Below are 19,724 nucleotides of genomic sequence, written 5' to 3'. Positions count from 1 at the left end.
ATTAAAATGTAGCGCTATAATATTGCTGTTGACAGCATCGCGATACTGGAAGATGTAGCGCTACAACCAAGCGGCCAAACCGCTGGTGGGATCAGTTCATACGATCGCACGCCCAAACTGTGCGAATAGGGGAGGATATATGCGTTTTTCCAAGACCATGACGTTGCGCCGCGCCGCGGTGTCCGCTCTCAGCCTGGGCATCGCCCTGGCGCCTGCTGCCGTGATGGCGCAAGATAGCGCGCCGCAGGCCCCGCAGGACGGTACCGATATCGTCGTGACCGCGCAAAAGCGCGCCGAGCGCCTCCAAGACGTGCCGCTGGCCGTGACTGCGGTGGGCGCCGACACACTCGCCAATCGCCAGATCAATGACAGCAGTTCGCTGGTACAAGCCGTCCCGTCGCTGACCTTCCAGCAGGGCGCCACCCCCACCAACAGCAGCTTCCGCATTCGCGGCATCGGCACCGCGCTGTTCGGCCAGGGCGTCGAATCTTCCGTCTCCACCGTCGTCGATGGTGTCGTGGCCGTGCGCCAGACCCAGGGCTTCACCGACCTCGCCGATATCGAGCGTGTCGAAGTGCTGCGCGGCCCGCAGGGCACGTTGTTCGGCAAGAATGCGACCGCCGGCGTCGTCAATGTTACCACAGCTCGCCCCTCGCGCGATTTTGAGGGCAAGGCCGAAGCGACCATTGCCGAACATGGCGAATATCGCGCCCGTGGCACCGTGTCCGGCCCGATCAGTGACACGCTGCGCGCCCGCGTTACCGGTTTCTACAACGACGTGCGCGGTATCGCCCGCAACATCGCAACTGGCGGCTGGGACAACGGATCCAAGAGCTGGGGCGTGCGCGGCAAGCTGGAATGGGATGCGACCGAAAATCTGAACCTGCTGTTCGCGGCCGAATATCGCAAGACCGACGCGGATTGCTGCGCCTCCACCTGGATCGCAATCACCAATCCGAACCTTCAGTCGCTGGTCGGCCCGATCAACGCCACCCGTGAAAACCGCACGCTGAATGACGAAACCGTCACCTATTCCAATAGCAAGCAACAGACCTATTCGTTGCAGGCGGACTGGGATTTGGGTGGCGCGACTGTCACCTCCATTTCCGCCTACCAAAAATATCATCTGGACGTGAACCAGCCGATCGAACGCATCAACAGCAATGTGCCGCTGTTCGTAGGCAGTGGCGCGACCTATTCCTATTTCAGCCAAAATCATGGCATTGTCGACCTTGATGCCTTCAGTCAGGAACTGCGCATCGCCAATAATGGCAATAGCGATCTTAATTATGTCGCCGGCGCCTTCTACATGCATTCGGATATCGAGCGCCCATTTGATCGCCGCCGCGCCCGCTGCACCGCCGGCACCTTCGGCCAAGCCTGCGCGCCCACCAATATCATCTGGCAATCGGCCAAGAGCGACATCCGCCTGAAGCAAGAGAGCATCGCTGCATTCGGTCAGATCGATTACCGCATCATTGGCGGTCTGAAGGCGATTGGCGGCCTGCGCGTGCAGTATGAGAAGGGCACCAACAGCGGCACCCGTACCGCGCCGATCGTGGCGGGAGACGTAATCTTCCCCGGCAATGCATCGACCAGCGGCTCCGTCACCGCCAGCGACACGGCAGTCACCGGCAAGGCAGGCCTGCAATATGAATTCAGCCGCAACGCGCAGGTCTATGGCAGCTATACCCGCGGCTACAAGGGGCTGGGTTATGAGATGGAAATCTCCGCCAACCTCGCCGACCAGCGCGTGCTGGAGCCAGAACATGTCAACGCTTATGAAGTTGGCTTCAAGGGTCGCACCGCCGACGGTGTGCTGAGCGTCAGCACCGCCCTGTTCCTGGCCGACTACACCAATCTGCAGGTGCAGGCGAACCGCTCCGACATCACGTCCGGCGTGGTCCAGTTCGTCTCCACCAATGCCGGCAAGTCGCGCACCAAGGGCTTCGAGATCGAGGCCACCGTGCGACCCGACGATCATTTCAGCCTGACCGGCGCGGTCACCTATTCGGACGCGAAGATCGACATCGACGGCCTGAATTGCCCGCAGCAGATCGCCGCCACCGCGCCGATCAGGACTGGCACGCCGATCAACGTCTGCTACCGCACGGCGGCGGGCGTCACCCCGACGCAAAATCTGCGCGGCGCCACCTTGCCGGTCAGCCCGAAATGGAAGATCAGCATCGCACCCCGCTATGAAGCGCAGATTCCGGGAACCGACTATGCCAGCTTCATGCAGGTGGGCGTCAATTTCCAGAGCGCGATGAACTTCTCGGTCGAGCAGGATCCGCTGCTGGAACAGCCCGCCTATACGCTGGTCGACGCCAGCATCGGCGTGAAGCAGATTGATGGCCGCTACAGCCTGACCCTGTTCGTCAAGAATCTGTTCGACGAAAACTACCTGACCAGCATCGGTCACACCTCCTTCCTGGGTGGCAATTACGATCTGGTCGGCACCTACAACAAGGATGCGGATCGTTACTTCGGCGCCACGCTTGGCGTGAAGTTCTGATCTTTCGGGCGCGGCGGCACGGCCGCCGCGCCTCCTATTCACACGGTATGGAGCAGGACGAATGGGCAAGCGCATCCTGATGGCAGCAACCATGCTAACGGCGGCGCTCGGCCTGTCCAGCGCGCACGCCGCGCCCAAAGCTGAGGCACCGGCCAAACCCAATATCGTCCTGATCGTCCTCGACGATGTAGGCTTTTCGGACCTTGGCGCCTTCGGTTCCGAAATCCGCACCCCCAATATCGACGCGCTGGCCGCCGGCGGGCTGCGCTACAATCGCTTCGACAGCAAGGCGATCTGCACCGCCACCCGCGCCGCGCTGCTGACCGGGCGCAATCACCAGACCGTGCGGATGGCGGACCTGCCGACCAACCAGCGCACCAACGACATGAGCCGCGATCGCGGTGAACTGCCCGCCAACGCCCAAATGCTGCCGCAAGCGCTGAAAGCCGCAGGATACCGGACCTATGGCGTGGGCAAATGGCATCTCGGCCCCGAATTTGAGGACGGCACGCCCGGCAATAATGCGTCCTGGCCTTTGCAGCGTGGCTTCGACCGCTTCTATGGTTTCTACAGCGGCTGGACCGACCAATATCATCCCGACCTGATCGACGGGAACGCCACCCTGCCCAAGCCCGACGGGCCGGGCTATCATTTCTCCGCCGACATGGCCGACCATGCCATCGCCGACATAGACGATGCGGCGGGCAAGCCCTTCTTCCTCTATTTCGCGATGGGCGCGGGCCATGCCCCGTTGCAGGTGCCGCGCGCCTATATCGACCATTATCGTGAGACATATGAAAAGGGTTGGGACGCGCTGCGCGCCGAACGCTTCGCGCGGATGCAAAAGCTGGGCATTATCCCTGCCCATGCGGTCAACACCGTCCGCGCCGCCGGCGACCGCGCGTGGGACCAGCTCAGCGCCGATGAGCAGGCCGTCTTCGCCCGCTATATGGCGACCTATGCCGGCTTTCTGGAACATGCCGACGCGCAGATCGGCCGGGTCGTCCAGCGGCTCAAAGACAGCGGCCAATATGACAACAGCATCATCCTGCTGATCTCCGACAATGGTGCCGCCTCCGAAGCGGGTCAGGATGGCAGCTTTGAAAAAATGTATCGCCCCAATAAGCTGAGCTTCGCAGAGCAGCGTGCGCGCATCGACGATATCGGCACGGACAGGCTGCAACCCGAATATCCCCGTCCCTGGGCCTGGGCCGGCGACACGCCGTTCCGCCGCTACAAGGTATGGCCCTATGCCGGTGGCGTCCGCACGCCGATGATCGTCTCCTGGCCGGCGGTGATCAGGGACAAGGGCGCAGTCCGCAGCCAGATGGTCGATCCGATCGACCTCGCCCCCACATTGCTGGATGCCGCCGGCAGCGACTTTGCCCGCAGCGTCGATGGCGTGGCGCAGGTGCCGGTCGCCGGTCGCTCCATTCGCGCCACCTTCCGCAATCCGGCCGCCGCTACCCGATCGGTCCAATATTTCGAACTACGTGGTCAGCGCGCCATCACTTCGGGCCACTGGCGCGCGGTCGCGATGCACAAATATGGCACCGACTTCGCCAAGGACCGGTGGGAATTGTTCGACCTGTCGAAGGATTTTTCCGAAAGCACCGACCTGGCCGCCAGCCACCCCGCCAAGCTGGCGGAGATGAAGGCGCTCTGGTGGCGGGAGGCGCGCAAGTTCAGCACCCCCGCCCTCGCCGAACCGCCGGAAATCTTCGCCAGGCGCGCCCGCTACGACGACGCCTTCACCGATCCGAAATGAGTAACGCCATCACCACTCTGCTTTCCCCCCTTTCACCCAGTGCCGGTCCTCTGTTCCTCTCCCCGGAGGACATGGCCTGGGTGGAAAAGACCCGCGACGCGATGAGCGTCGAGGCGCAGATCGCGCAACTTTTCGTCCTGTCCGCGCGCCATGACAGCATCGCGGAGACGGACGGGCTGCTCGCCCATACGCCGGGCGGCATCCACCGTTTCCCGACCCATGATCTCGATGCCGCGTGGGCGGCGACGCGCCATGCCGTGGAGCGCTCCGAAGTACCGCTGATCCTGTCCGGCGATATCGAAGGCGGCACGGTCAGCGCGCCCTTTACCACCGCCATCCCAAACCAGATGGGCATCGCCGCCTGCGACGACCTGACTCTAAGCGCCGACCTGGCCCGCATCGTCGGGCAGGAAAGCCGGGCGCTCGGCTATAACTGGTCCTTCACCCCCGTGGTCGACATCAACCGCGCCTTCCGCAACGCAGTGGTCGGCACCCGTTCCTACGGCTCCGATCCCCACCGCATCCTGGCGCAGGCGCGCGCCTATGTGAGCGCGCTACAGGCGCAGGGCGTGGCCGCCTGCGCCAAGCACTGGCCGGGCGACGGGCTGGACGATCGCGACCAGCATCTGGTCACCAGCGTCAACGACATGGATATGGACGAATGGCGCGCGACCTTCGGCCGCATCTTCGGTACTTTGGTCGATGATGGTGTGATGACGATCATGTCCGCCCATATCGCCCTGCCCGCTTATATACGCGACAAACTGCCACAGGCCGGCGCGCAGGCGTTCGAGCCGGCTTCCGTCTCACGCCTGCTGAATCAGGATTTGCTGCGCGGTGAGTTGGGCTTCAACGGCCTGATCGTGTCCGACGCCACCGTGATGGGTGGCCTGACCAGCTGGATGGACCGGGCCGAAGCCGTCCCCGCCGTCATCGAAGGCGGCTGCGACGTCTTCCTCTTCAGCCGCGATCCGGTCGCCGACATGGATCTCATGTTGCAAGGACTTCGCGAAGGCCGCCTGTCGGAACAGAGACTGCATGACGCCGTCACCCGCTTCCTGTCCTTGAAGGCCAAGCTGGGGCTGCACCGCAAGACGCCGGACGAACGCATCGCTCCGCTCGATCAGACCCGCAACCTGTTGCGTCAGCCCGCGCATCTGGACCGGGCCGCGCGCGCCGCCGCCGCCAGCATCACCCTGGTCAAGAATCGCGACACGCTGATCCCGATCACACCGGACAAGCATAAGCGCGTGCTCATCATATCGGACGAAGGGGCCAGCTTCTTCTCCGGCGCACCCGAACGCGATTTCACGCAGTTGATCGCAAGTATGGAAGGTCACGGCTTTACCGTCCGCCATTTCGACCCCGATACGATGCCGACCCCCGACGATACCGACCTCATACTCTATCTGATCGGGCAGGAAGCGACGCCTTCGCTCAGCCATATCTTCCTCGACTTCGCCAAGCTGCACGCCAGCCCGCGCAACGCGATGATCCAGTTCAACCGCGAAATCCCGACCCTGCTCATCTCCTTCGGCCAGCCTTATTATCTGTATGACGCGCCGAATTTCGCGACCTATATCAACGCCTATGCCTCGCTGCCCGATGTGCAGACGGCACTGGTGGAGCGGCTGGTCGGGGATGCGCCCTTTACCGGGAACAGTCCGGTCGACGCCTTTTGCGGTAAGGAGCAATTGACATGGTAAGCGCTCGCAGGATTGCCGCCGCATCGCTCTTCGTGCTGGCGCTGGGCGGCGCGGCGTCTCCGCCCAAGGGCTGGCGCGACCTCAACCATAATGGCCGGATCGACCCTTATGAGGATGCGCGCGCGCCCATCGACGCACGGGTCGAGGATTTGCTGAAGCAGATGACGCTGGCGGAGAAAGCTGGCATGCTGCTGCACGGCACGCTGCCCACGCCCGGTTCCGCGATCGGCTTCGCCGGCAAGGCCTATGATGCCGACGCGACCGCGAAGCTGCTGAACGATCGCCACATTAGCAGCTTCATCACGCGCCTCGTCGTGTCGCCGTCCGAATTGGCGGCACAGAATAACGCTGTGCAGAAACTGGCGGAGGCGAGCCGGCTCGGCATCCCCGCCACGATCAGCACCGATCCCCGTCATCATTTTCAGGCGACGCTAGGCGCCAGCACGACAGGCGGAGGCTTCTCGCTCTGGCCAGACACGCTGGGCTTTGCCGCGCTGGGCGACACCGAAACTGTGCGTCGCTTTGGCGATATCGCCCGGCAGGAATATCGGGCCGTCGGCATCCATATGGCGCTCTCCCCACAAGCCGACCTCGCCACCGAACCGCGCTGGCCGCGCTTTGCCGCGACCTTCGGCTCCGATCCGGCCGAAGTGTCGCGCCTTGCCGGCGCCTATGTCGATGGTTTCCAGCATGGCCGCACCGGCGTGCAGCCCGACGGTGTAGCCACGGTGGTCAAACATTGGGTCGGCTATGGCGCCGAACCCGAAGGCTTTGACGGTCACAATCATTATGGCCGCAACGCGCCGCTGACCGATGCATCCTTCGCCCAGCATATCCGCGCCTTCGACGACAGCCTCGCCGCCCATAGCGCTGGGGTTATGCCCACCTATGTCATCGTCCAAGGCCCCAATATCGCAGGCCAGCCGATCGAGCCGGTCGCCGCCGGCTTCAACAAGCAGATGCTGACCGGCCTGTTGCGCGGGGAGAAAGGCTTTTCCGGCCTGATCGTCTCCGACTGGTCGATCACCAATGACTGCCCGCAGGCCTGCATGGCGCCCGACGCCGCGAACCCGCAGACGCCCGCCTCGATCGGCACCCCATGGGGCATGGAGACAGCCGACAAGACGACCCGCTTCGCCAAGGGGCTGAACGCGGGCATCGACCAGTTCGGCGGCGCGAACGATCCCGCCCCGATCCTGGACGCGGTCGCCAGGAAACTGGTCAGCGAAAAGCGGATCGACGACTCCGTCCGCCGCGTACTGCGTTTGAAATTCGAACAGGGCCTGTTCGACAATCCCTATGTCGACGAAGCCGCCGCCGTACGGATCGTCGGCAACCCGCAAGCGCAAGCCGAAGCGGACACCGTCCAGCGCGCCAGCCAGGTGCTGCTGCGCAACGACAAGGCGACCCTGCCGGTCGCGCCGGGTAAACGTATCTGGCTGCACAATGTCGATGCCGCCGCCGCCCGCGCCGCCGGCTTCACCGTAGTGGAAGATCCGGCGCAAGCCGACATCGCGCTGGTCCGCACCGCCACCCCGTTCGAAACGCTGCACCCGCATCATTTCTTCGGCGCGCGCCAGCATGAAGGCCGGCTGGATTTCCGTGCCGAAGACAAGGATATGCGGGCCATTGCCCGCGCATCGGCTCGTGTCCCCACCGTCGTCGCCGTGGAGATGGACCGCCCCGCCATCCTGACCGCGATCGAGCCGATGGCCCGCGCGATCCTCGTCACTTTCGGCGCCAGCGATGCCGCGCTGCTGGACGTCGTCACCGGTCGCGCCTTGGCGAAGGGCCATATGCCTTTCTCCCTCCCCCGCTCCATGGCCGATGTCGAGGCGCAAAGCCCCGACCTGCCTGACGATGGCCCCGCCCCCGCCTATCCGCGCGGCGCCGGGATCATCCTCAAGGCGTCCGCCCAATGACGGACGGCATGATCCACCTGCCCGGCGGCGCCTTCCTGATGGGGTCTGACCGTTTCTACCCGGAGGAAGCGCCGGTGCGCCGGGTACAGGTGGACGGCTTCCGGATCGACGCAACCCCCGTCACCAACCGGGATTTCGCCCGCTTCGTGGACGCGACCGGTCATGTCACGCTGGCCGAGATCGCGCCAGACCCCAAGGACTATCCCGGTATGGACCCGGCCATGGCACAGGCGGGATCGCTGCTGTTCCAGCGCACGGGAGGTCCGGTATCGCTCGAAGACTATAGCCAGTGGTGGCAATTCAGCTTCGGCACCGACTGGCGCCATCCCCATGGCCCGGACAGCCGGATCGAGGGCTTGGAGGATCACCCCGTCGTCCATGTCGCCTATGAAGATGCACTGGCCTACGCCAAATGGGCCGGCAAGGCACTGCCGACCGAGGCGGAGTGGGAATATGCAGCGCGGGGCGGGTTGGACGGCGCAGACTATGCCTGGGGCGACCAACTGGCGCCCGGCGGCGCGATGTTGGCCAATTATTGGCAGGGCGCCTTCCCCTACGGCAACACGCTGGCGGACGGTTATGAGCGCACCTCCCCCGTGCGCAACTATGCGGCGAACGGGCATGGCCTGTACGACATGATCGGCAATGTCTGGGAATGGACGACCGACTGGTTCGCCCAGCCCCGGATCGAGCGCAAGGCCAAGGGCAGCTGCTGCGTCCCCGCCAATCCGCGCGGCGGCACGAAGCGGGAGAGTTTCGATCCCGCCACGCCCGACATCGCCATTCCGCGCAAGGTGCTGAAGGGCGGATCGCATCTATGTGCGCCCAATTATTGCCAGCGCTATCGTCCCGCCGCCCGCCATGCGCAGGCGGTGGACAGCGCGACCAGCCATATCGGCTTTCGCTGCATCATCCGGGACAAGAAGGGAACCCGTCCATGACCCACGCCCGCCGCGCGCTGCGCGCCGCCGCGATCGCCGCCTGCACCCTGCTGGGGCCGGGCGCCTTTGCCAAGCCGGTGAACGCGCCACAGCCAAAGCCCACGAACATGATATTCGTGCTGGTGGATGATCTGCGCTATGATGCAATGGGCTTCCTGACGCCGGGGCTTCAAACGCCCAATATCGACCGGCTGGCGAAGGACGGCGTCTATTTCCCCAATGCCGTCGTCACCTCCTCGCTCTGCTCGCCCAGCCGCGCGACTATCCTGACCGGCCAGACCGCGCGCAACCATGGCGTGGTGGACAATAATAATAGTTCGGAGGAAGGGCTGACCTTCTTCCCCAAATATCTTCAGGCAGCGGGCTATCAAACCGGCTTCTTCGGCAAATGGCATATGGGCTTCGATACCGATGCCCCGCGCCCCGGCTTCGACAAATGGGTCAGCTTCAAAGGGCAAGGCACCTATTTCCCGACCGAGCAATTGTCGCCGGAGAAGATCGCGGCGGGCGAGCGGCAGATGCTCAACGTCGATGGCGCGCATGTGAAGCGCGCCGGCTATATCACCGACGAACTGACCGATTATGCCATGAACTGGCTGGAGAAGGGCCGCGATCCTTCCAAACCCTTCTTCCTCTATCTCAGCCACAAGGCGGTCCATAGCGATCCTCTGCCGCCAGACCGCTACAAGGCGCAATATAGCGACCTTCAGATCAAGCTGCCCGCCAGCATGGCAAACACGCCGGAAAATAATGAAGGCAAGCCGCTCTGGGTCCGCAACCAGCGCAACAGCTGGCACGGCGCGGACTTCCCCTATCACACCAACAACCCCATGACGGAGCAGGTGCGCGACTATTATCGCACCCTGTCCCCTGTGGATGAGAGCCTAGGTCGCATCCTGGCTTATCTGAAGAAGAACCATCTCGATAAAAATACGATGGTCGTCTTCTATTCCGACAATGGCTTCCTGATCGGCGAACATGGGCTGATCGACAAGCGCAACGCCTATGAACCCTCGGTCCGCGTGCCGATGATCGTCTGGGCACCCGGCATGGTGCCCAAGGGGGTGACCAACCCCGCGGTCGTGCGCAATCTCGACCTCGCGCCGACCTTCCTCGACATCGCCCATGTGGCAAAGCCCGCCCAGATGGAGGGCAAGAGCTTCCTGCCCGTAGCCGAGGGAAAGATTGACGAAAAGACCTGGAACCCCGGCGATTTCGTCTATGAATATTATTGGGAATGGAGCTTTCCGCAGACCCCCACCACCTTCGCGATCGAGCGCGACCGGGTGAAATATATCCAATATCATGGCGTCTGGGATCTGGAGGAGCTGTACGACCTCAAGAGCGACCCTGACGAGATGCACAATCTGATCGAAGATCCCAAATGGCTGGATAGCAAGATCACGCTGCGCAAGGCGCTGTTCGATCAACTGGCCAACAACAAGGGTGCGCATGTCGTCCCCTATACGCGCAAGACCAGCTCTGGCCTTGTCGATCGCAATATCGATGGCCCGCATGCCGCCGACTTCCCGGCCGACTGGTATGTGCAACCCAACCTGCCGACCAAGATGAACGATCTCTTCGCCGACAGCCCCGCCAAGGCTAAGGCCGACGCGCAAGGCAAAAGCTACCACCCCTGATCCGGCCTACAGCCCGCATTGAAAGTTCGCGTCGATGACCGCATCCCCTTCGCCGGAAACCACCCGCCCCGCCGTGTCGCTGGGTTTCGTCGCCATCTATGTGCTGGCCCAGTTCGGCATCTGGGTCGCACTACTGACGCCGGTGGTGATGACGCTGGCGCTGCGCGTCGGCGAGATTGCGAGCGAAGCGGAAAAGGGTCGCTGGCTCGGCATCATCCTGGCGATCGGCGGCTTCGTCGCACTGGTTGCCACGCCGATCTGCGGCGCCCTGTCGGATCGGACGCGCAGCCGCTTGGGTCGCCGCCGGCCCTGGTTGCTGGGTGGCCTTGTCGTCGCGGGCGCTGGTCTGCTGCTGCTCGGCCTCGCGCCCAATCTGCTGCTGCTGGGCGTGGGCTGGATCATCTGCCAAGCCGGGTTCAACGCCATTCAGGCGGGGTGCCTGCCGATCCTGCCGGACGTCATCCCGGTCCGCTGGCAGGGCCGGGTCGCGGGCATGCTGGGCATGACATCGACCATGGGCACCTTCGCGGGCAGCTGGATCACCCAATATACGCAGGGCTCGCCTCTGCTGATGTTCCTCGCGCCTTTCGCCATCACGATCATCAGCATCACTATCTTGTGTCTGATCCTGCCCGATCGCCCGGCCGACGGCGGTGACGACCGCCGCCTCGGCCCCATCGCCATGCTGCGCGCGATCGGCGCGCCGTTTCGCGACTGGGACTTCAGCTGGGCCTTTGGCAGCCGCTTCCTCATCATGATGGCCTGGTCGTTCCTGCTGACCTACCAGCTTTTCTTCCTGACCGACCAGCTCTCGCTGCCCAAGGCCGATGCAACGCAGGTCATGGTCAAATCCATGGCGATCATCGCCACTGCCACCATCGCCATCTCGCTGGTCGGCGGCTTCATCACCGACTGGACCGGCCGCCGCAAGCCGCTGGTCTTCCTCGCCGCCGCGCTGGAGGGCGCCGGTTTCCTGACGATCGCGCTCGCCCCGTCCGTCTCGCAATTCCTGGTCGGCGTCGCCATGGCGGGTATAGGCAAGGGCCTTTATTTCGCGGTCGACCTGGCCCTGCTCGCCGCCATCCTGCCCCGGCCGGAGGACAGCGCCAAGGATATGGGCGTGTTCCAGATCGCCAACAGCCTGCCCCAGTCGCTCGCCCCCGCCATTGCGCCGGTCATTCTCGTGATCGGCAATGCGCATGGCAATGGCTATGCCGCCATCTATATCGTCGGTTGCCTCTTCGCCGTGCTTGGCGCGATCACCATCTGCCCGGTGCGCCGATCTAGGTGACAAATTACTGATTTTATAGCGGTTTTGCGGCAATTCTGAATCGCAAAGGTATTCCTATCCGCCATGATTTTGATGGGGTCGCCTAAATGACTGCCCGGTTTTAGACAGGAAGTGTGGATCGGCTCCGAAGCGGGGACCAGTCAAATTTCACATACGCCGCTATATTTCAAATACAGTCATGCACATGCGGAAATTCCACTTGGATCTCCGCAAATATTCATCATTCCGGGGTATAGCCGGATAAATCCTGTAATTCGGCATGAATATCGCGCAGAGTTCTATACCTTTATCTGCATTTCGATCTTAACCGGGAGGCAGAAGCGATCGAATCGCCTTTTCCAGTGCAGCCATATCTGCCGCATTATTGAACAAGGCTGGCGTAACACGAATACACGCCCCGCGCGCGGGTCCGTCACGATGGACCGTGAACATCCGATGCTCGTCCAGCAGACGCTTGGCGATATTGACGTTGTCCTGCACGCTGGCACGCCCCTCGAAACGAAACGAGGTGATACCGCCATGTAGGCGAGGGTCAGCAGGCGTCAGTATCTCCAGACCCTTGGCTCCCCGCAAATTTTCCGTCCATAGATCGCGAAGATGGCGCAGACGCGCGGCGCGGGCCGCATCGCCTATACCATCCTGAAAATCCAGAGCAGCCGGAACGGTCAGTTGAGCGGCGAAATCCACCGTGCCGGTATGGACCCGTGAGTAGGCGCTGATGGCAAATGGCGGGCTGTTGGCGCTGTCCGGATCGATCAGATCGATCTTGTCCTTACGGATATAGACAACCCCTACGCCCAACGGCGCGCCCCACCATTTATGCAGGTTGAATCCGATGAAATCGGCATCGAGATCGGCAGGACGAAAATCGAGCTGGCCCCAGCTATGTGCCGCATCGAGGATCGCATCCACGCCGCGTGCGCGGGCCAGCGCCACGATTTCCTTTACCGGAACCACCAGGCCGGTACGGTGGCTGAGATGCGTCAGGAGGATCAGGCGGGTTTTCGGATTGGCCTTGAGCGCGGCGTCATAGGCGTCGATCAGTCCCTGATAGGTAGCCGGCTCGGGCAGGTCGATCCGCACGACATCTACGCCACGGCTGTGCTTGAGCGCGTCAAAACAGGCCTGCATGCTATCATAGTCGAGATCGGCATAGAGCACCGCATCACCCGGTCGTAGCCGATTATAGCCGCCGATCAGCGCCTTCAACGCTTCGGTCGCGTTGCGGGTGAAGGCGATTTCCTGGGGTGCGACGCCCATTTTGGCCGCCACGCGATCCCGTACGGCGATCAGGTCCGGCGTAAGGCCGCGCCGGGCATAATAGCTGGTCTCTCGATTGACCCGGCGCACAGCCTGCTCATAGCGCTCGAGAACCGGCTGGGACATCATGCCCCAATTGCCGTTTTCCAACTGGATGACATCGCGGGTGACGTCATAGTGAGCGGCGACCTTTGCCCAATAGCCTTCATCATCGGGACGAACGACGGCGGCCGGCGACAGGGCGGCATCCAACCGTCCCGCAACCGGCGTAACCGCCGTGGCCAACATCATCTGTCTGCGGCTGATATCCATATCCCATCCCTAACCGATCAGAAGGTCAGGCCCAAGCGGACATAATATTGGCCACCATCTGTGTCATAGGGCGCATTGCGCGAATAGATGAGGCCGCGAACCGCCTGGTTGGTTGCTTCTGCCGGGTAAGTGTTGAGGATATTTTCGGCACTGCCCCGGATCGAGGATGGTCAAATCTGGCGATCGCCGACCGACCGCTTTTGCGTCGCCTGTTGCATGATGGAAATCTGAAAGAACGGCAGCTTTTGGGAAATGGAATTTGCCCGCTCGCAGCAATGAACGGCGCAGAACGGACGCAAAACGGCTTTTATCCGAGCAGCCATGTCTCTGCCTCGGCCTCATCTTCAAAAAACCTGACGCCTGCCCGATCGGTCAGTCGCTGCGCCTGGAGGCGGGCCAGAGTTGAACTACAGACAAAAGCAAGTCGTAGCGATCGCACGTCGGGTGACGCGAGAAGTGTGGAAAAGGCACCCACCACCGATTGCGGCTGGATTTGCATCTGCTTGATGTCCACCAGCGTCAAATGTCCGGGAGCGTCGAGTTGCGGCAACAACGAGCGATAGGCACCGGCAAAGCGCTGCACATCCTCCTCACTGAAAAATCCTGCCATCTTTACCCGCATCAGATTGCGACGAGGATCGGCAACACAATCGAATTTAGCATCCATCTCACTCTCCGAGGCAAGTGAACGATCTAAATTAGGGTGAGTTCAAATTTGCTACCCACGCTCATCTGCTACGTGCTTGAGACATGTTGCACATGCGCAGCAACCATCGGAATTTCGGGTTTCCTGTGGCCGTAGCGCCAAATCCGCCGCACGCCATTGCATGAAGAATAGGGCACCGGTCCGATCGTCGCAGCAATATAGCGACCCTAAATTCAATGAAGTTTCAGTCGTGGACGCACGAAACGGTTGATATGACTGACTATTATGAGAGCAGGGCCGCGGATCTTTCCGTGCACGGCGAGTAAATGCATACGATAAAGCGACATGTATACGAAGCGGGCCAGCCGCCCTTCCACCGCCATGCGACCGCCCACCAGCTTGCCCATCAGCGAGCCGACCGTCGAATAGCGGCTGAGCGAGACCAGTGAGCCGTGATCCTTATACTCGAAATTTTTGAGCGGACGATTTGCCATCAGGCGGCCAAGATTGGCAAAGACGGTATCGGCCATCTGGTGCGCCGCCTGCGCACGCGGCGGAATCGGCCGGTCGGCGCCCTCGGGCGTGCAGGATGCGCAATCGCCCATGGCGAAGACATGTGGGTCGGCCAAGCTCTGGAGCGTCGGCCGCACGATGACCTGACCGGCGCGGGAAAGCTCCAACCCATCCAACCCGTCGCGGATATGCGCCGCCTTTACGCCTGCGGCCCAGACCTGAAGATCGGCGGGGACGAAACCGTCATCCTTCGTTTCCATCCCAAGCGGGGTGGAGGCGGTGACGGCCACACCGGCGCGGACCTTGACGCCCAGCGCCTCCAGTTCCTCCCGCGCGGCGTCGGCCAGCCGGTCGGGCAAGGCTGGCAGGATACGTGGCCCTGCCTCCAACAGGGTTACGTCCATCCGCTGGCGATCGAACACCTCCAGCCCGTAATATCCCAGCGCATCAGCGGCATTATAGAGTTCCGCCGCCAGCTCGACCCCGGTCGCTCCGCCGCCGACGATCGCGATCCGGACCCGTGCGTCGGATCCCGGATCGGCAGACATGGCGCGCGACACGCGCAGGCAATGGTCGAGCAGTTGGTCGCGGAAGCCGTCCGCCTGAACCCGGCTGTCTAGGAACAGGCAATTCTCCGCAACGCCCGGCGTCCCGAAATCATTGGTGACCGATCCATAGGCCAGCACCAGATAATCGTACCGGACCGAATGGGCGCCGACCACTTCGCGCCCCTTGGGATCGAAGACAGGCGCGATATGGACGCGCCGCGCCGCGCGGTCGATGCCCTGCAACGTGCCATAGAGATAGCGATAACCCCAGCGGTGACAGTGGCTGCGATAACCTACTTCATCCAGGCTGGCGTCGAGCGATCCGGTCGCGACTTCGTGCAGCAGCGGCTTCCAGATATGGGTGCGATTGCGGTCGATCAGGATGATGTCGTGACGCTTGCGACCGTATCGGGCGCCGAGTTTTCGCGCGAGTTCGATGCCGGCGGCGCCGCCACCGACGATGACGATCTGGATCTTCTTGTCGGGGATCAAGCGTATTCCTCCTCGATCGACAGGGTGATGGAACGGTCTTCCACGCGCCGGTCGTACATTGCAATAGGTCGCTCACCATCGCAAAGCGAGGCATGGACAGGCAGAATTTCACCGAGCGTCAGGCGGCCAAGAGCCGACGTCGGGCGCGAGTGATCGACACTGCGCTGCGCCATTGTCGGGTCGATCCATAGAGGCTGGGTTATGGTCATGGGCTTGGGTCAAAACTGCATCTTGATCTGACCGCCCAGCGCGAGTGCATCAGGGGTTCGGCGATAGGCGAAGGCGCCGGGGTCGAGAATATATTGCACGTCGGGCCGGACGCTGAGCCAGCGGGCTATCTGGATACCGTAGCTGGCTTCGATTGCGGTTTCGCCTGAAGGGAGCGAAGCATAGCCCTCGACCAGTGCATCGGTGGCGAGGTCGGCCTGGGCATGGCGCAGGCGTGGGTTCACCTGCGCATGTACGATGCCAAGCGAAATGGTGTCGGCGTCGCGGCCGGGGAACGTGCCGGTCTTGACCAAGCCTGCCGCATACCAGCGCGTGATCTGCGCCGAGGATGGCGGGTTGGCGGTAAACTGGGCAAAGATGGAGAGGCCGCGGTCACCGGTTCCTTCGCGCAGGATCATCTGATCGGCGAGAGCATAAATGCCATAGCGACCGCGCAACATGCCCAGCTCGCCGCGACGGTCGGCGCGCGAGGTGTCATAATAGACGCCAAGCTTGTAATGGCCCGGCAGCACTCGGCTGCCTGGTAAGATGCCCGGATCATATTCGACCTCCAGCGGCATCAGCATGCCGGTCGTTCCGCCGGTGAACGGACGCCAGGCGGCGCGTTCTTCATTGAGGCGTGGATTGACCTGATAGACGCCGGTGCGGATCGCGACGTCGGGACGGATGCGGTAGCGCACGGCCGCGCCCCAGCGGGCATTGGGATAATTATACCATCCACTATTACCCGATTCCGACAACGGATGGGCGCAAAAGGCGGCGTTGACGAAATTGCAGCCCAGGATCATGCCGCCCAGATCATTGCCCATGGCGAAGTAGCCCAGCCTAAGGTTAAGGCGACCGTCGAGCAAAGATTGTTCGTAACTGAATTCGGCGAGGCGGGCATAATAGCCGCCGGCGGCCTCCTGAACGGGCAGGCGGTTGCCGATATAGTCGGACGAGATGCCGATGCCGCGCCGGTCGTTGAACGTCAGGTGCAAGGTCGCGCCTGACCAGCCAGCGATTTTGCCCATGTCGAAGTCCAAACCGCCCCGCAATTGTTGCGTATAGGCGGTGCCGCGCCGCTCGCCGCCGTCGACGGCGGAAAAGCTTTCCGACACATAGTCGGCGCGCACGGTGACGCCCGCCTGCTTGAGACGAGTGCGCAGGCCGCCCCAGTCGCCCGTCAACGTCTCACGCGGCGGGGCCGGGCGGGACGGAGCAGCAGCGGGCGCCAATATGGTCGCAGCCGTCGTCGCCTCCTGCGAGGATGCAGGCATGGCGGCGGCATTTGCCGCCAGTGCCGTGGCGTTGGGCATGTCGGCGCCATAAGCGTCGATGCTCATCAAAGGCAGGGCAAGCAGCAGGCCAATCATGGTCAGGCGACCGGGAATATGAATATGGTGGGCCAAAGCCCCCTCCGTCTCACGCGCCCCGATCAGGGGCGAGCAGCATGTGAAAGATGTTAAAACCGGCATAGGGGGGCGCGGCGTCCGGGACGCCGCGCCGTCTCTCATTTCAGCGCATAAGCGATGACATAATCGCCCCGGTCGGTGGACTGGCGCGCACCGCCCGCCGTCACCACGACATATTGCTTGCCGGTTCTGGGCGACTTGTAGCTCATCGGGCCCCCCTGGCTGCCGACGGGCAGGCGGGCTTTCCACACTTCCTTGCCGGTCGCCGCGCTGAATGCGCGCAGGTAGAAATCCTGCGTACCGGCGATGAAAACGAGGCCGCCCTGCGTCGCCAGCGTTCCGCCCAGCGTCGGCATGCCGATCGGGATGGGCAGGCCCATGCGGATACCCATGGGGCCGGTATCCTGCACCGTGCCGACCGGAACCTGCCATTTGATGGCGCGGCTCTTGAGGTCGACGGCGGTCAGCGTGCCATAGGGCGGTGCCTGACAGGGAATGCCGAGCGCCGAAAGGAAGCGATCCTTCACCACCGAATAGGGCGTTCCCTTGAGCGGCACGCTGCCCATGCCGGTGTTGACCGCTTCGCCCGCGCTACCCGACTGGCCGCGCTGTGCCGCCGTCTGCGGGAACATCTGAACCCACAGGCCAAGGCGCATGTCGTTGATGAACACGGTGCCGGTGGTCGGGTCGGTCGAAACCCCGCCCCAGTTCATGCCGCCGAGCGATCCGGGGAAACTGAGCGACTTGTCCGTGCCGGGCGCGGTGTACAGCCCTTCGTAACGCATGCTCTTGAACGCGATGCGACAAAGCAGCTGGTCGAACGGCGTGGCACCCCACATGTCGGCTTCAGTCAGCGCGCCGACGCCGATCTGCGGCATGCCGAGCGACTTTGGCTGGGTCAGCGCATAAGGCTCACCCTTGATGTCGGCGGCCTTGACCGGGACTTCCTCGACCCGTGTCAACGGCGTGCCAGTGGCGCGGTCGAGGACATAGATCTGCCCCGCCTTGGTGCCGAAGATCAGTGCGGGCACCTTGCGCTTCGCATCGACCGGGAAGTCGACGAAGCTGGGCTGCATGGGCAGGTCAAAGTCCCACAGATCGTTATGGACGGTCTGGAAATGCCATTTTTCGCGGCCGGTGGTCGCATCGAGCGCGAGCATCGAGGCGCCATATTCATGATCGAGTGCGCTGCGCGTTACGCCATAGAGATCGACCGAAGCGCTACCCACCGGCATGAACACGGTATTGGAGGCCGGGTCGTAGGACATGGCGGCCCACACGTTCGGGGTCGAACGGGTATAGGTCTGACCAGCCGCCGGCATGCCGGTGATGGCGGGGTTGCCGGGATCGAAGGCCCAGCGCAGCTTGCCGGTGATGACGTCGAAGCCGCGCATCACGCCGCCGGGCATGTCGACTTGGACATTGTCGGCGACACGGCCACCGATGACGACGGTTGTGCCGGCCAGGGTCGGGGCGGACGTGAGCTGATATTGCGGATCGGGCGCGTCGCCCAAGCCAGATTTCAGATCAACGATGCCCTTCGCGCCGAAGTCGGCGCAGTATTTGCCGGTGTCGGCGTCAAGCGCGATCAGGCGGGCGTCGATCGTGTTCATAAGGATGCGGCGCTGGCACGCGGCGCCGGTCGGCACGGTGACGGGCGTGACCGGGGTCGCGCCGGGCAGGCTGGGTTGATTGAGCGGTGCACGGGCGTCGAAATAGGCAAGGCCGCGGCAACGCATCCAGACCGAAGCCTTGGCATTGACGATCGTCTTCCATTTTTCGCGGCCGGTATCGGCATCGAGCGCAATGACATTATTGTGCGGGGTACAGATGAAGACCGTATCGCCAATCTGGAGCGGGGTATTCTGATCCTCCGCGCCATTGCCGTCGCTCTGCGCGATGTCGCCGGTGCGATAGGTCCAGGCGACCTTGAGATTATTCACATTGTCGCGGGTGATCTGATCAAGGGCGACGAAACGGCTGCCACCGGGCGTATTACCATAAGCGGTCCAATCCTTCTGCTCATGCGCAGCATCGACCGGGGTGAGAGCATCGGCCTTCCCCGCGAAGGGCACCGTGGGATGAGCCATGAACATTCCCGATACGCCGCCTGTCGAACATAGGCCAAGCAGCGCAGCCACGATCAGAGCGGGTCGCCAGGACGGCTTGGAGCCATCCCGCCGACGCAGCAACGGATAGGATAGGGACACGACGGTAGCGCCGACCCCAAACGCCAAAAGGCGGGAGATTAGCGGCCAGAAGCTGAAACCCACTTCCCACAGCGCCCAGCAAAGGGTGAGCAGAAGGATGGCGCCAAACAGCCATGCGCCACCTGCCCTGCGCAACATGATAAGTATGCCGGCGCCGAAAAGCGCAATTCCGGCGATCAGGAAATATGGGCTGCCGCCAAGGCCAACGAGCTTCACCCCGCCGATCGTGAACAGCAGTCCAGCGGCAACTATTACCGCCCCCAACAGAAGCAGCCATCCGCGAACAAGCGGATGGCCGTGCATTTTCGTGCCTGACACGTGGCACCTCCTTCATCTCT

General features: G+C 62.8%; 13 protein-coding genes. 7 read left to right on the top strand and 6 right to left on the bottom strand.

From position 1 onward, the window contains the following. Window positions 1–139: 139 nt before the first annotated feature. The 7 genes from F4U95_RS18530 (at window position 140) to F4U95_RS18500 (ending at window position 11,783) form a co-directional block, all read left to right on the top strand. A complete protein-coding gene (locus F4U95_RS18530; RefSeq protein ID WP_120252637.1) occupies window positions 140–2,515 on the top strand; it encodes a TonB-dependent receptor in 2,376 nt (791 codons plus the stop codon). Between the two features lie 61 nt (window positions 2,516–2,576). Beyond that, a complete protein-coding gene (locus F4U95_RS18525; protein ID WP_232016500.1) occupies window positions 2,577–4,283 on the top strand; it encodes an arylsulfatase in 1,707 nt (568 codons plus the stop codon). Beyond that, on the top strand, window positions 4,280–5,989 hold the full coding sequence (locus tag F4U95_RS18520) for a glycoside hydrolase family 3 protein (protein WP_120252636.1): 1,710 nt from the start codon (window positions 4,280–4,282) through the stop codon (window positions 5,987–5,989). The genes F4U95_RS18525 and F4U95_RS18520 overlap by 4 nt, the downstream gene beginning before the upstream one ends. Then, on the top strand, window positions 5,983–7,911 hold the full coding sequence (locus F4U95_RS18515) for a glycoside hydrolase family 3 protein (protein ID WP_120252635.1): 1,929 nt from the start codon (window positions 5,983–5,985) through the stop codon (window positions 7,909–7,911). The genes F4U95_RS18520 and F4U95_RS18515 overlap by 7 nt, the downstream gene beginning before the upstream one ends. Before the next feature lie 8 nt (window positions 7,912–7,919). Beyond that, entirely contained in the window at window positions 7,920–8,852 is a 933-nt protein-coding gene (locus F4U95_RS18510) for a formylglycine-generating enzyme family protein (protein ID WP_120253480.1), read from the top strand. Further along, window positions 8,849–10,492, top strand: coding sequence for a sulfatase family protein (locus F4U95_RS18505; protein WP_120252634.1), 1,644 nt, complete (start codon window positions 8,849–8,851; stop codon window positions 10,490–10,492). Before F4U95_RS18510 ends, F4U95_RS18505 begins: the two co-directional genes overlap by 4 nt. A gap of 34 nt (window positions 10,493–10,526) precedes the next feature. Next, window positions 10,527–11,783: an MFS transporter gene (locus tag F4U95_RS18500; RefSeq protein ID WP_120252633.1), complete on the top strand. Its 1,257-nt coding sequence runs from the start codon at window positions 10,527–10,529 to the stop codon at window positions 11,781–11,783. 303 nt (window positions 11,784–12,086) lie between these two features. Here F4U95_RS18500 and F4U95_RS18495 read toward each other — a convergent pair whose 3' ends face one another. The 6 genes from F4U95_RS18495 to F4U95_RS18470 form a co-directional block, all read right to left on the bottom strand. Continuing rightward, window positions 12,087–13,334 carry an aminotransferase class V-fold PLP-dependent enzyme gene (locus tag F4U95_RS18495; protein WP_343032341.1) on the bottom strand — a complete coding sequence of 416 codons (1,248 nt, stop codon included), beginning with the start codon at window positions 13,332–13,334 and terminating at the stop codon, window positions 12,087–12,089. Window positions 13,335–13,662: 328 nt separating this feature from the next. Beyond that, complete coding sequence (locus F4U95_RS18490) at window positions 13,663–14,022, bottom strand: hypothetical protein (RefSeq protein WP_145986278.1); 360 nt, start codon at window positions 14,020–14,022, stop codon at window positions 13,663–13,665. 212 nt (window positions 14,023–14,234) lie between these two features. Beyond that, a complete protein-coding gene (locus tag F4U95_RS18485; protein ID WP_425505080.1) occupies window positions 14,235–15,560 on the bottom strand; it encodes an NAD(P)/FAD-dependent oxidoreductase in 1,326 nt (441 codons plus the stop codon). Next, window positions 15,551–15,763 carry a hypothetical protein gene (locus F4U95_RS18480; RefSeq protein ID WP_120252629.1) on the bottom strand — a complete coding sequence of 71 codons (213 nt, stop codon included), beginning with the start codon at window positions 15,761–15,763 and terminating at the stop codon, window positions 15,551–15,553. Before F4U95_RS18480 ends, F4U95_RS18485 begins: the two co-directional genes overlap by 10 nt. A 9-nt stretch (window positions 15,764–15,772) precedes the next feature. After that, window positions 15,773–17,137, bottom strand: a complete 1,365-nt coding sequence (locus F4U95_RS18475) for a carbohydrate porin (protein WP_246171640.1) — start codon at window positions 17,135–17,137, stop codon at window positions 15,773–15,775. A gap of 137 nt (window positions 17,138–17,274) precedes the next feature. Continuing rightward, window positions 17,275–19,704 (bottom strand): glucose/quinate/shikimate family membrane-bound PQQ-dependent dehydrogenase, encoded by a 2,430-nt coding sequence (locus tag F4U95_RS18470; protein ID WP_232016497.1) that lies wholly within the window; start codon window positions 19,702–19,704, stop codon window positions 17,275–17,277. Window positions 19,705–19,724 lie beyond the last annotated feature (20 nt).

It is taken from the genome of Sphingobium limneticum (assembly GCF_008710165.1).
Taxonomy (GTDB): Bacteria; Pseudomonadota; Alphaproteobacteria; order Sphingomonadales; family Sphingomonadaceae; genus Sphingobium; species Sphingobium limneticum.
This window is presented reverse-complemented; position numbering and strand designations above follow the sequence as displayed.